The following is a 14,149-nucleotide window of genomic DNA, read 5'->3' as shown; positions in this document are numbered from 1 at the left end:
AAGCCTAGGCAATAAATCATTTGGAAAATACTCTCATCATCTGTGGCACATCCGGGTTTGCTCTAATGATGACTGCTTTGAAAAAGTATATCCATCGTTCTGTGGATTAAAGCAGAACAGCAAACACGACAAAAAAGAGTTAATAGAAAAGGACTTGTATGTTCAAAATGATATTTAGGGATTGTTATTGATCAATAGCCGCCGGACAGCGCGAAGCTTTCCAGTGCTGAGCAGCTTAAATATAAAGGACGTTATTTTCTTTCAATATTCACCCCAGTATGAGGATGAACAAGATCGCTCTATTTTGACCGATATTCAAAAGTAAAAATTAAATAAAAAAAAAGGAGTCTCGCGACTCCCTGTAAAAACCAAGATTAGACCACAGCGCTTGGTATTCAAAATAATTCATTACACCTAAAACATATAAGTATGTGGCTTCACTCACCAACAACCGTGAATATAGGCCAAATCAAAAGGATAATATTGACAATACATCTGCATTTTATTGACAAATCACGACAAGAACCGGGTTTTAGCGATTTAATGGCCTATTTAAGTGATTGGTCGCAGGATTTTTAGCAATTTTAGCCGGAGTTTCTGCCCACTTGGCTGGAAAATAACGGTCTGCCCAATAGTTCAGTTTTTTCGAGATCGGTGCAGGCAATACCATACCTAAAGGGTTCTGCTCCTGTAAATCTGCGGAGGAAATCACCCGGGTACCCAGCAGATAGTCGAACCAGGGTTTGGTCACACACCAGTTGGCATCCTGATTACTATTCATGTGATGATCATAATGCCAAGGCAGCTTTTTTTTGGCCCATTCTGGCTCCAGATGGGCACGACGATGCCGATAATAATAATTGCCTGCACTATATAATACGGCCAGCGTCATCCCTTTGGAAAAAGGATAAAACGTCAATCCAAAGACTGTAGCAACCACGGCAAGAGAAGCAATTTCATTGCGGGTACGCCAGTTGTTCAGTCCTTCTACATAACCGAAATCGGAAAATTCCGTTTTACGCACAATGCGGTGATGTTCCCAATGCGAACACATGCTTTCTGGAACCGGACTATAGCGGCTCTGTCCTTGGCGGTGAATTCCATGTAACACATATTTATGCGCAAACCATTCAAATCCATTGGCAACGACGAGTCCTGCCAGAAAACCTTTCCACATGATCTTTTACCTCTTGGTCTATTTTTCAATATAGGCTAAGTAAAAGACTAGATATTGACCAAAATATTCAATATGATTGACAAAATACGACAAAATAAAAGAATTAAAAAATGCTGGTTCTAAAAAACTACGTAGGCTCGATATACGGTGGTTTAGGACATTTACTTTTGGACTATTATCAGCTGAAACAGCTCGAAGTCCCTGAGAAATTATTGGCCATTCAAAATCTGGAACGCTTTGATTTTACTCTGTGGCGTGATCTGCTGACGACACTTGATCAACAGCTGCAGCGCCCGGCTTTGGGCCTGGAAATTGCGCAACTGGTCGAGACTAAACATCTCGGGATTATCGGTTATCTGGCACTTTCCAGTGACACGCTGGGTGAAGCCTTCATGCGCTATCATGACTACCATCGCCTGATCTATGATGGTAGCCCGCTACAAATCCAGGGGCAAGGAGATCATCTTTCGATTGCCTGGGGTGAGGTTCCTTTTAAGATGAGTACGCAACTGACCGATGAAATCGCGATTGCACTCATGATCGAATTTATTAAATCGAATATTCTGGATAATAATCATCTGCATCTGCATGAAGTGCATTTTCAGCATCCAACACCCAAAAATATAGCATTGTATGAACAGTATTTCCGCTGCAAGGTTCGTTTCGGTCAAGCCAAGACTCAAGTCCTGATGCCGGTCAGCGAGCTGTCTACGCCTTTAAAACAGGGTGATCAGACCCTACAAAAGCTTCTGAAACAACAAGCTGAAGCTTTACTGGAAAAATTCCCCAATTCCACCCAAGTTGACCAGCAGTTACAGCAGGCGATTCTGGTGGGCCTGCAAAAAAACCAGTTCCAGATTGAACATATTGCCCAGCAAATAAAATTCTCTGTCCGTCAGTTACAACGACATTTGCAAAAGCAGGGTAAAACCTATCAGCAATGCATGCAGGAAATCCGCTCTATGATGGCAATGCAATATCTGAAAGATCCGCATTTAAGCTTACAGGAAATTTCCATGCTGCTTGGTTACTCCGAGCAGAGTGCATTTCAGCGGGCATTTAAGCAATGGACCCAGCTGACGCCACAACAATGGCGCTTAGAATCTTTGGCTCAGACAGCTTGAGACGCTGCAATACTGAGACTAAAAACAGTAAAAAGCCCAATAGGAATATTGGGCTTTGTGTCTGGTTCCAGATGGAACATTCTCCAACAAATGAAAAAATCTTATAAAAATGGATTTTCAATTTCGTCCAGATCATCCCGCTGCAGCTTTTCTGGCAGATCTACAGTATTTTCCAGTTGCTGCACCACATCATTTACAAAAGCCTGCAAAACCTTGGCAGCCTTAAGACCTTCCTGATCCTTGGTGATCTGCAAGTTTCCATATAGGCTGACACAATCCAGATCATTTTCCAAGGTCAGATCATGAATGGCATGGGATTCACTGCCATTTTCAAATGCTTTAAACATATCCTCTCCACCTGTCTTTGTTATTTTCAATAATGGGTGAGATCGATGCTACTCGAATCCCACTTTTTTCAGCAAGTTTATTTCAATAACTGCAAAATATATTGCAATAGCGCATCTATCAGCTGTTTTATAATCGTATTTTGGGTGTCGTTATCGATTGCACCACCAGTCGCTGAGGACGTCGAGGTATTTGAACCTGAAGATTTAAACTCACGTTGCAGTGCCTGCAAGTTTTCTTTAGAGACGTCTTCCGCACACTGGCTTTCTGCATCCCAGTTAGAATATTCGATTTTCTGATTGGCTTTAACCGCCTTGGCCGTCAATGGCAAACGATAGGTATTGCGCTTCTGCTCTTCGGTCAATTGTGGGAACAGGTTAATTCCGAGCTGTTCCTCCAGATAACAGACACTAACAATACGCACTTTGAGCGAATTATCATTCGGCGCATAATAAGCACCAATCGCACCGGTTTTCGGCAGGTAAACTGCCTTATACACCGCCGTCGGTACAATCACGCCATTACCAATGGTTTTTAGTTTTTTCGCCGCAAATACCGGCCCGGTAACAACATAAGCATCCTGCTTCTGTTTGGTTACAATGGCACGGGTCGCTTCTTCCAGTTCACGCCAGACCTGCTGATTGTTTTTCGGTGCTTGCGGCACCATATTGGCCAGTGAGAAACTGTCCGACTGTGCAGCCTTATTGGGCATATCCGCATTTGGCGCCATATGCCCGCGATCATAACCGGAACCACGATAATCCGCCAACGTCGCCCGATGCACAGGTTTGAGCTGGGTCTCTTCATGAAAATTATCTTGACGCGGAATTTTCTGGCTTAAGCGTGCCGGTGTGAGTGCTTCAGCCACCCAAAGTGGGGTTTTCGAAACACCGGAATAACCAACGTTAAAGCCATTAAAGCACAGTGAATAACTGTCTTTTTTCAGGCTGTCTTTCATCAGATACGGCGGAACATCACGATAAAACTGTGTCAGACAGGCGGAATCGGATGAAGATGGCAGAGACACCCATTGACTGATTTTTTCCTGACCAAAGGCGATGGCAAAACTACTCGAAGCCACCACACCCAGAATGACTTTAGTACTATTTTTACTTAAAAACTGAAAAAGAGAGTTCTTGGATTTACGCTGCTTCTTGGCCATTATTACACGTACTTTTTAGATCAATACCGATTTTTCCCGAGCTTAACAAGCTGTGTATATGAAGTATATCTTGACCCTGCCATTCGCTTAACAAATAAACAATAATGGCTTAAAAGCCACGAAAGCTGTAACAAACTGTCTATTTTTTATTTCATTTTAAATGAGGTTTCGCAGTCTTTGAGTAGCTTTGATTGGAGCTGCCGGATGAGTATGTAAAGCTAAGCGCCTATCCCAATTCGTACAATTATTAGCAGTGGTGTCAATCATGAATTCCAAACTCTCTAAAATATTAGGTTTAGGATTATTCACAAGTGTAATCAGCGCAGGCGCATTTGCCGAGCCACCGGTTCAACCGGGTGAAACACTTGAAAGCTTGTCTAAAGCTAAAATTAGTACCACGGTAAATGGTCAGGAAGGCTCTCTAGAAACTCTAGTCAACTCTGGTCAAATCCGCCTTGTCGATCCGCGTACAGCTGCGCCACAGCAACCAATGCCAAATACGCAGCCAGCGATGCCAAATGATCCAGCGATGATGCAGGCACCAGGTAATTCAGACATGGTTTCGCCACAACCTCCTGTGGCAGAACCGGGTATGAATCAATCAGACATGCCGGCCAATCTGGCTGAACCGGCCAACAGTACTGAAGTCGAAGCAACCACATCTATGGCTGCGCCAGAACAACAGCCTGTGCTTGAAGAGCAACAGCAAGCTGCTGTAGTTGAAGCCAATGCAATGAATGCACAAACTGAAATTGCAGCTCAAGCCGATGCAGAACCAGTGCTGATGGAGCAGCCTTTGAATGCTGCACCTGAAGTGCCGGCTGCCGTAGAACTTGAGCAATAATCCGAAGCTCAGTTATTTACTGTTTCTCCCATAAAAAACCAGAGTGTGTCTCTGGTTTTTTATGCTTTTTAATTTTATTTACATCTGAATCTGGGTGCCCAGCTCGACCACACGGTTGGGTGGAATCTGATAGAAATCACTGACCGGACTGGTATTGCGCTGCATGGAAATAAACAGTTTTTCCCGCCACGGTGCCATACCCTCACCCACAGTATGCATAATCCGTTCACGTGAAATAAAGAAACTGATCTGCATCAGATCATATTCAAAACCCCATTTTCGATAAGCCTGTTGTAAAGCTACTGGAATATTGGGCTGATCCTTAAAACCATAATAGATAAATACCCGATAAAAATGCTCACTCAATTGTTCCAGTTCAACCCGATCTTGCTTAGCTACAAAGGGAACATCACGGGTAATGACCGTGAGCATAATATTACGTTCATGCAAGACTTTGTTGTGCTTGATATTATGCAGCATGGCATGCGGGACAATATTCGGTGTACCCGTCAGGAAAATGGCCTCACCTGGCACATATTTGGTACCTTCCCCCATTGAGATACTTTTAATAAACAGATCAATCGGCAAGGCATCCTGTTCCAGACGCTTCAAAACCAAAGCGCGTCCATCTTTCCAGGTCATCAAAATGGTAAACAGCACGGCACCAATCAGAATCGGCACCCAGCCACCCGAGGTGATTTTTAAAGAAGTTGAGGCTACAAAGACCAAATCCAGAGCCAAAAATGGCACAGCAAACAATGCCACTTTCCAGACCGGCCAACGCCATAAACCATAAGCCAGAATCGAGATCAGAATAGTACCGCAGAGCATGGTCATGGTCACTGCAACACCATAAGCACTGGCCAGATTGGCACTATTTTCAAACAGTAAAATCAGGATCAAGACCGAAATAAACAGCAGCCAGTTAATAAAGGGCAGATAAATCTGGCCACGTTCGACTGCCGAGGTATGCTTGACCGATAGACGCGGCAAATAACGCAGTTGAATGGCCTGATTGACCATCGAAAATACCCCGGTAATCACTGCCTGCGAGGCAATGACCGCTGCAGCCGTGGCCAGTCCAATCATCGGGAATAAAGCCCATTCTGGCAGCAGCATATAGAAAGGATTGGCCAGCGCTTCTGGACTGCGCAACAACAATGCGCCCTGTCCGGCATAATTCAGCAATAAACAGGGCAAGACAATAATAAACCAGGCCAGACGAATTGGCAGACGACCGAAATGCCCCATATCGGCATAAATTGCTTCCCCTCCGGTCATGGTCAGAATCACCGCGCCCATGGTCAGGAAAGCCACGTAGGGCTGATCAACCACAAAGTGATATGCCCAGTACGGATTCACCATCCAGAGGACAGACGGGGTCTGGATAATGCTCCACAAACCAAAACCGCCAATGGACAGGAACCAGAGCATGGTTAAAGGCCCGAAAAATTTCCCCATGGTGGCTGTACCGTGACGCTGCACCATAAACAGCCCCGCCAGAATTCCAATCGATAGCGGTACCAGCCATTGATTGAAAATAGGTGTCGCAATACTCAAGCCTTCAATGGCAGACAGCACAGAAATTGCCGGAGTAATAATACCGTCACCAAAGAATAGCGATGCACCAATAAAACCCAAGGCAATCAGGAAAATTTTCTTTTGATCGGCAATTCGTGTGGTACGCAGATTTAATGCCAATAATGACATGATCCCGCCTTCGCCGTTGTTATCGGCACGCATGATGACCGTGACATATTTAAAGCTGATGGTGAGCATCATGCACCAGAAAATCAGCGACAGGATACCGAGTACAGAGGCCTCGCTAATGGCGAGATGTGCGGTGAGGAAGCATTGGCGCAGTGCATAGAGTGGACTGGTGCCAATATCTCCGAAAACGACCCCAAGCGCAGCCAGTGTAATCACCGGGAGAGCTGCTTTTTGTGCAGTGCTTTGCATATATTGTCTTCGTTTTTAACAAGCATTTTTGCGAATCATAGCACCACATTAAAAGTTTTTCTGCAAATCAATTGTTTCAGCTTGGCACAGCTGGTTTTTTTCGCTATTATCCTCGGCCTATGGTGAGGTGTCCGAGTGGCTGAAGGAGCACGCCTGGAAAGTGTGTAAACGTTTATAGCGTTTCGAGGGTTCGAATCCCTCTCTCACCGCCAAATTCGACTTTTACGGTAGTTTACCGTAGTGCAAAAGGCTTGATTCCAAAGGGATTGAGCCTTTTTTTATGCCCGATACACTACGATGGATAACTATAGTATACCGACAACTTTGTCGGTATATTTGTCGGTATAAATTCAAATCAGCTAAATTTTGACCACCAAACCAAAGAAGTGCTGATTTTATACCGACAACTAGGAGAAATCAGAATGGCAAAACAGTCTAATAAGCTGACTGCTAAAGGGGTTAAGAACCTTAGCTTTGATGTGAATGGTGCAAAAAAGCAAAGACACCCTGACGGTGGTGGCCTGTATTTATTGATTGATGATACTGAAGCGAAGTATTGGCGCATGGATTACCGCCGACCAGTGACGCAAAAATACAACACCCTTGCAATTGGCACTTATCCAACCATTAGCCTTGAACAGGCACGAGCAAAAAGAGAAGAATTTAAAAAGATGCTGGCAGATGGTATCGACCCAGCCGAGCAACGGAATAATAAAAAACGTGAGCAGCTTGAAACCTTAGAGAACACTTTTAGTAAATTTGCTGTGGAATGGTTAGAGCTACGCCGACGTGAAGGAAAGGTGGACAGTGAAACAATACGCAAACTTGATAAAGACATACTTCCCTTTATTGGTAAGTTGCCAGTAGCACAACTGACCACTGAGCAACTAGAGCGTGATGTGACCGATGCACTTGTAGAGCGTGGTGCGCTTGAATCAGCTAGACGTGTGAAGTCAATTATAAATATGGTGCTTAAACTTCCGTTAAAACGCAGAATCATTACTTATAACCCTGCTCCAGACATTAGCCTCCCCCAACCAACTAAGGGTAATCATAATGCTGTGACGGATGAGAGAGAGTTAGCCGATCTACTTCGTAAAACATGGCACTTAACCAAAGACTTTCCACGCACACGGATCCGAACTGAATTAGCAATAAAGCTATCAGCGTATATTTATCAGCGCCCGGGAGAAATCAGAACCTTACTATGGGAATCGGTAGACTTTGAAAACAGATGCTTGTCATTTGCAGCAAGTAAAACCAATCAAGACCATATAGTGCCGTTATCAATCCAAGCTTATGACATTCTCAAAGAACTTGAGGAGCTGCGGACAACTTCAAAATATGTATTTCCAAGCGTCAAAACTTCATCTGAGTGCATGAGTGACGGCACTCTAACCCAAGTATTAAAACGAGTAGGTTTTAAAGGACAACACACAGTACATGGATTTAGAGCAACGGCGAGAACGCTGCTCGATGAAGAGATCGAATATAGAACCGACATTGTAGAGCACCAACTCGCACATAAGGTTAGAGACCCAAATGGTACAGCTTACAACCGAACTAAGTTTTTACGCCGTAGACGCGAAATGATGCAGCTATGGGCGGATTACCTAGATACCTTACGTCAAGGTGGAGATGTATCGAAGTTTAAGCCGAATGATGAAAGTGAAAATTTGATCCAATTCAAACAGCACACCAGAACCGCATAAGTTTTAAAGAAGCATAGCCTCATTCTCTAGTTAAGTATTTCTAACAAAAAAACAAAGTTAGTGCTTTTACTTAACTATTTGAATGAAGATAGGATTATTAAATGAAGAAAGTTAAGCGTATTTCCAATAAGTATATTGGCCTAATTCCTACATATTTAAAAAGTCTTTCTTATGATGAATATCAAGCTAAGTATAGTGCTAGACGGCTTTCTTTTGAGATTTATAACCGACAAATGCTTTATCGAGAAATAAAAGAATTTAAGAAATTTTGTCGACATCCGGAAACATATAATAGAGCGTTATTCCCGGGTATTACGCTATCAATTTTGTTTAGCAAATATGAACAAAACCTTCCTGATGGTAGATTAGAACTTACCACTATTGAACAAATAGAAATCGAGAAAAATCATTATGATAATAAACTTCAAGAATTATCTAAAAATTCCACTAAGCCAATACCTACAGAAGACTCGCAATTTATAAATCAGATAAGCTGGGATAATAGGCCCTATATAAGACCAATATTCAATACAGATCAAAGACTACAAAAACGATATGACCTTAGCTATAACGAATTTAGAAAATTGCTTGTATCTAAACGTAATAACTATTCATTTTCAACTAATTTGAATTTTTCAGATAACGCTATAATTGAAGAGTTTAAGCAACATCTGAAATTTTTAAGACAGATAACAAAGCGTAAATCTATATTTAATAAACCCAAAGAATTTATAAAAAAGATTAAACAATACAAAATTATTCAATTAATGGACCTAATTTTATGGGCTAAGTTAAATGACTACACACTTGAAAAAAACATGCTAGATCAACTACTTTATCGAAATGGTAGTTTCGAAAATGATCGGCTCACTGACACAATTCTTCCACTTTCCAAATCATTATTAGATTCTAAAAGTACAGATAGTGAATATTTAATTTATCTTGCGGATCAGGAATTTCAACAAAAAGTTGGGAAAGTGATTACCTAACCTGTTCCACAACTTTTTATTCAATCAAATTAGATACTACCTCTAGCGCCGTTGCACTACGACACATTGTTAGAGGTTTTTATGTCTACTGAAAAATTAAATCATTCCCCGAAAGGTTTTTACCGCATGTCGCACCTTGCGACTACCGCACCACGCAAGGAACGCAAGTACACTGCCAAAGATGGAACAACTCGAATAATCAAGGCACGTCCTGAGCGTCAAGGCTTACTCCCAATGGGAGAAACAACAATCTGGGACAAAGTACGTGCTGGCGAGTTCCCTGCCCCGATCAAGCTAACCGAGCGCATCACCGCATGGCGCATTGAAGATATTGAAGCATGGATGGCTTCAAAAGGATTGGAGGCTTAATTATGAATGCTTCTGCAAATTTATTAACCAGATCCTCTGTACATCAAATCAATATTGACGGCGCTTTAATTCACCAAGATCAATATGGTCGTTACAGCCTGAATGATTTACATAAGGCAAGTGGTGGTGACGTAAAAAACAAGCCATCTAATTTTCTACAAAATGACAAGACACAAGAACTTATTGCTGAATTGGTCGATGATGGAAATCCATCATCGGTAAATATTGAGCCGGTATCCACAATTAGGGGTGGTTCAGAACAAGGGACATATGTTGTAAAAGAATTGGTCTATGCATATGCCATGTGGATTAGTGCAGCCTTTCATCTCAAAGTTATTCGCACCTTTGATACTGTAACAGCGCAGCCACAACTACCGGATCTTAATAATCCAGCGCAATTGCGGAACCTATTGCTGGGCTATGCTGAACAAAACATTCAGCTCAGTACTGAAAATATGGTGTTATCGAAGGCAATCGAAACAATTACTCATACTGAACATGGCGTGAAGTTCCAGCAGGCATGTAAGATTTTGGATGTTAAGCAACAAGTATTAGCTGAATGGCTTAGAAAACATAATTGGGACCGCTATCTAAACAATGCCAGGGCTTCAACTTATTACAGTGAAAACCGTGGGTACTGTGAAACCAAATACTCACTCAAAGAAGGTGTAAAAGCCTCGGGGCAGCCATATAGCTACACACAGACTGAGTTCTTCATATTGCCAAAAGGTATGCAAATCTTGGCTAAGAGGTTTGGAGAGTGAATATAAATCTTCAAAATATTTTCGCCCTACGGCTTTTCAAATCAATAATCTTTGGCTATATTGATTCCGTTCAGTGCAAAATCACTGAATTAGCTTTGGTCGGCTATGAATACACAAGCGCATACAGTCCGCTTCGGACTTTTTTTATGCGTAAAATCTCTATGCTTCTGCATCTTTATGGTGAAGCTGGAGAGGGACGCCTTCGAGTGTGCAGGTCTCTTGTGTACCTGTCGACCAACCCTTTTCAGCTTTGCCACCCTCACTTGGTCGTGAATGGTAAAGCTCCTCAACAAACACAAGGAGCGCATTAATCATGCCTAATCAAATCAATACTGAATCGATTGTTAATCTTGAATCCCAATCAAAAGAAAAAATACAAACATGGATTAAGGTAATGTCCGATGACAGAAGTTATTGCTCTTATGTGGCTATTGGCCTTGTAAATAGTGAAATTGCTTATCCTTTAGGTAATTGGAATATCCCTTTTTATTCTTTTGAGGAAGCCGATCAGTTTAAGAATGCCGCTCAGTTAAAATACCCAGATCTTAATTTCGATTTTATTACTGGAGCCTTGCATACTGACAAAGCAATGGAAAATGTCTCTTGTGTATTTTGGGATAAATGGCAGAAGAAACATAATGAACGTATTTATTTATTAGATAATAAAAAGGCGGTGTTACTGTGAATAACACCGCCCAAAACTTGCAGCAAGACTCCGATAAGCCTGCTGACATTCTAGCGCACTGTGAGCAACTTGTATCGTTTGATGATGCTTATTTATCACATGCCTTAGTACAGCGTTTTGGCAGCCCAGAACAGCCAATCCATGTTGATACTGGCAGTGTGGATATAAACGGCATTACCTATGAACAGCCTTTGATTCTGCCTATCTATGATGGGCAATTGGAGCTTGTACAGTGCGCCGTCATGCAGGATGGTCAGCGTGTGACTGTCATGCCTGATGGATTAGCTAAAGGCTTTGCAAGGTATGGTGATTTTGACCATGCTAAGCCTGTCATTATTACCTGCAACCTAGAATCATTTTTTAAGGTCGCACAGACTGGTTACGCCGTTGTATTGGTGCTACTACCTACCCTGTGCAATAAACATCAAACAGAACTCAAGCCATTTGATTTTGAGCAAATCCAGTTTGTGATTAATCAGCTATCGAAGGCAGGCTATACAAAGTTATATCTACCTGTCAGACCTGAGCATATAAACCTTGAGCCATTCAAGGCATTGGAACAAAACACGGCGGTTAGATTGCTTAGCCAGTATCTAAAAATTGGTGTAAGTGAATTTCTGATTGAATTGACACAGTATGAAAGTTTAAGTGATGTGCTGTATTTTCTTGATTTAGCTATTGAGGCCCTACCAGAAAAGACTAATCTACCCAAAGGCCATTTAGCCAAACCGTTCAAGATGGAAGATGATTCATTTTTACACATCATGGACAATGGCCTATACCTTGTAAAGGAAAAGAGAGATGAAAACGGCGAACTCAAACAAACACGGACATTTATCTGTTATTCGGTAACTATTCTAGGTGAAGCGCGAAGCTTGAATAATGATAACTGGAAACGTGTTATTCAATTCTACGATAAAGACAATACGTTGCACCGCCTGCTTATTCCTTACGAGCATTTTATGGGTGAAGCGCAGGAAGTGTTCAAGATTATTGCCAGTCACGGATTGATGCCACCGCGCCAAGCCCATAAGAAAAGTGTATTTATCAGCTATATTCAGGACTATCCAATAGAACAGCGTTTTAGATGTGTAGATCGGGCCGGATGGCATGGATATTGTTTTGCTACACCTAATAAAACCTATGGTAATAGTGAAGGTGAGGAACTACTTTTTCATAGTGAAAGTCCAAGTCCTTACACAGTTGCTGGAAGCTTTGGAGAGTGGCAGGATCTTAGTAGATTAATTGAACCTCATGCATTAGCAGTATTGGCATTTTCATGTGCATTTTCAGGGCAACTGGTTTTGCCTTTAGGTGCTGAAAGTGGCGGCTTTCATATCTATGGATCCTCAACCGATGGAAAAAGTACGATTACCAAGGCTTCTTGTAGTGTATGGGGAAGTCCTAAGCATATATCCAGGTCATGGAGGACTACAGATAACGCTTTAGAAAATGAAGCTGAATTAAGAAATGATAGTTTTCTGAATCTTGATGAGCTACGCCAAGCTGCGCCGAAAGCCGTATCAGATATTGTCTATATGCTGACAGGTGGACAAGGAAAGGCACGAAGTACAAAATCAGGTAAAAACCGAGATGCCAAGCAATTTAGCCTTATGTATACCTCTACTGGTGAAGTAACACTTGAGGAGCATTTGCGCCGTGGAAATATTGAGCTTGATGCAGGCTTGTTGCTTCGCTTTGCACATATTCCAAGTGATGCAGGTAAAGGCTACGGCGTATTTGATTGCATTAACTACGGTATAGCACCTCAAGATATTGGTAATCGCATTAATGAACTAGCATCAGCACATTACGGTCATGCCGGTATTAAGTGGCTTGAATATCTCACCAGCGATAAAGATATGGTAATGATAAAGGCACAGGAACTGTTGGATAGTTTTATTGAGCAACACACCCAGACGAAGAATGGGCAGGCTAACCGTGTTTTACGCCGTTTTGCCTTGGTCGCTGCTGCTGGAGAGTTAGCAACATTAGCAGGTATTACGGGCTGGCAACAGGGACGCGCATTTGAGGCAGTAGCGCAATGTTTTAGCACTTGGCTAGATAGTTTAGGTGGTGGTGAAAACATGGAGGAAACAAAGATTCTGGAGCATATTAAAGCCTTTTTTGAACCTAATGGAACCAGTCGCTTTGAAGACTTAACCGTAATCCGACAGCCAGACGGCGAAGTCATCCGACAACGTATCCACAATCGTGTCGGCTATTACGATCCAAGTGAAAAAGTTTATCTTGTGTCACCTACTATGTTTAAGAAGGAAATATGCATAGGTATGAATGAGGCAAACGTCAAAAAGATATTGATTAAGCATGGATGGATCAAGGAATTTTCCGAAGGGGAAAAAAAGCTGTACGTGAAGAAGCCTGGTAATAACCTACCCGATGGAACGCGCCCCCGGATGATGCACTTTAGTGTAGAAGCTATGCAGAACCTAGATAGCGAAATATAAATTAATATCTATAAGGTGGATGTGGTGGACAAGGTGGACATACAGATATTTATTTCAGTTAATATACTGTTATATATAAATATTATTATGTCCACTTTGTATAAATATATACATCTTAATAAGTGGACATAAGGTGGACACTATTTAAGGTAAATAGATCTCGTCCACTTCTACTACTTTATGTGTCCACTTTTTTATTAGCTAAAACCACATGTAAGTGGAATTAATTAATTACTTAAAAACATACACATAGTTAATTATGTACACCTTGTCCACTATGTCCACTTCAAAAAATACATATACATGAGTAGACAGACAGAATAAGAAAAAGTTCTGTGCCAAACGTAAATTAAGCAATTGTCATGAGCTTATCAGATCGTGACCCTTAAACTAAGAATCCTGCCCACAGCACAATTATTACCATATTCAGTTTACCCACATCAGAATTGAGCATAATCACCACCAGCAACCAACCTCCAACACTACAAGCAAGTATCAATAAAAGCTGAAAAGATTTATTAATAACGCCGTATTTTATAAACACGCCAGAT

General features: G+C 41.8%; 12 protein-coding genes, 1 tRNA gene and 1 pseudogene. 10 read left to right on the top strand and 4 right to left on the bottom strand.

Annotated features, from left to right (window positions below):
• Nucleotides 1-532 precede the first annotated feature (532 nt).
• Nucleotides 533-1,177, bottom strand: coding sequence for a hypothetical protein (locus FTV29_RS00800; RefSeq protein ID WP_074383899.1), 645 nt, complete (start codon nt 1,175-1,177; stop codon nt 533-535).
• Between the two features lie 110 nt (nt 1,178-1,287).
• Between FTV29_RS00800 and FTV29_RS00795 the strand changes: the two genes are divergently transcribed.
• Complete coding sequence (locus FTV29_RS00795; protein WP_100354911.1) at nt 1,288-2,301, top strand: AraC family transcriptional regulator; 1,014 nt, start codon at nt 1,288-1,290, stop codon at nt 2,299-2,301.
• Nucleotides 2,302-2,402: 101 nt separating this feature from the next.
• On the opposite strand, the gene FTV29_RS00790 is transcribed toward FTV29_RS00795, so the two are convergent.
• Both FTV29_RS00790 and FTV29_RS00785 read right to left on the bottom strand, forming a co-directional pair.
• A complete protein-coding gene (locus tag FTV29_RS00790) occupies nt 2,403-2,648 on the bottom strand; it encodes a hypothetical protein (protein WP_005095167.1) in 246 nt (81 codons plus the stop codon).
• A 77-nt stretch (nt 2,649-2,725) separates the two neighbouring features.
• Nucleotides 2,726-3,808 carry a DNA/RNA non-specific endonuclease gene (locus tag FTV29_RS00785; protein WP_159138367.1) on the bottom strand — a complete coding sequence of 361 codons (1,083 nt, stop codon included), beginning with the start codon at nt 3,806-3,808 and terminating at the stop codon, nt 2,726-2,728.
• Nucleotides 3,809-4,073: 265 nt separating this feature from the next.
• Between FTV29_RS00785 and FTV29_RS00780 the strand changes: the two genes are divergently transcribed.
• A complete protein-coding gene (locus FTV29_RS00780; RefSeq protein WP_005173169.1) occupies nt 4,074-4,652 on the top strand; it encodes a hypothetical protein in 579 nt (192 codons plus the stop codon).
• A gap of 78 nt (nt 4,653-4,730) precedes the next feature.
• Here the strand turns inward: FTV29_RS00780 and FTV29_RS00775 are convergent, their stop codons facing one another.
• Complete coding sequence (locus FTV29_RS00775) at nt 4,731-6,611, bottom strand: potassium transporter Kup (RefSeq protein WP_005095159.1); 1,881 nt, start codon at nt 6,609-6,611, stop codon at nt 4,731-4,733.
• Nucleotides 6,612-6,732: 121 nt separating this feature from the next.
• On the opposite strand from FTV29_RS00775, the gene FTV29_RS00770 reads away from it, so the two are divergent.
• The 8 genes and pseudogenes from FTV29_RS00770 (at nt 6,733) to FTV29_RS00735 (ending at nt 13,598) form a co-directional block, all read left to right on the top strand.
• Nucleotides 6,733-6,823: transfer RNA gene (locus tag FTV29_RS00770), tRNA-Ser, on the top strand.
• 210 nt (nt 6,824-7,033) lie between these two features.
• Nucleotides 7,034-8,323, top strand: coding sequence for an integrase arm-type DNA-binding domain-containing protein (locus FTV29_RS00765; protein WP_180074956.1), 1,290 nt, complete (start codon nt 7,034-7,036; stop codon nt 8,321-8,323).
• A 101-nt stretch (nt 8,324-8,424) separates the two neighbouring features.
• The gene (locus FTV29_RS00760; RefSeq protein WP_180074955.1) at nt 8,425-9,312 is read left to right on the top strand and encodes a DUF6387 family protein; all 888 of its coding nucleotides are present in this window, start codon (nt 8,425-8,427) and stop codon (nt 9,310-9,312) included.
• Nucleotides 9,313-9,438: 126 nt separating this feature from the next.
• Nucleotides 9,439-9,681, top strand: coding sequence for a helix-turn-helix transcriptional regulator (locus FTV29_RS00755; RefSeq protein WP_373683597.1), 243 nt, complete (start codon nt 9,439-9,441; stop codon nt 9,679-9,681).
• Nucleotides 9,682-9,683: 2 nt separating this feature from the next.
• Nucleotides 9,684-10,445 carry a KilA-N domain-containing protein gene (locus tag FTV29_RS15060; protein ID WP_228277086.1) on the top strand — a complete coding sequence of 254 codons (762 nt, stop codon included), beginning with the start codon at nt 9,684-9,686 and terminating at the stop codon, nt 10,443-10,445.
• Nucleotides 10,446-10,489: 44 nt separating this feature from the next.
• Nucleotides 10,490-10,756 (top strand): annotated as a pseudogene (locus FTV29_RS15055) (hypothetical protein).
• A gap of 2 nt (nt 10,757-10,758) precedes the next feature.
• Nucleotides 10,759-11,130, top strand: coding sequence for a hypothetical protein (locus FTV29_RS00740; protein WP_164542868.1), 372 nt, complete (start codon nt 10,759-10,761; stop codon nt 11,128-11,130).
• Nucleotides 11,127-13,598, top strand: coding sequence for a DUF927 domain-containing protein (locus FTV29_RS00735; protein ID WP_180074953.1), 2,472 nt, complete (start codon nt 11,127-11,129; stop codon nt 13,596-13,598). The genes FTV29_RS00740 and FTV29_RS00735 overlap by 4 nt, the downstream gene beginning before the upstream one ends.
• Nucleotides 13,599-14,149: the final 551 nt, after the last annotated feature.

Origin of the sequence: Acinetobacter sp. YH12254, from assembly GCF_013417415.1 — a bacterium.
GTDB classification, from domain to species: Bacteria; Pseudomonadota; Gammaproteobacteria; order Pseudomonadales; family Moraxellaceae; genus Acinetobacter; species Acinetobacter pseudolwoffii.
Note: the sequence above shows the minus strand (reverse complement) of the source record. Positions and strands in the feature narration are given on the sequence as shown.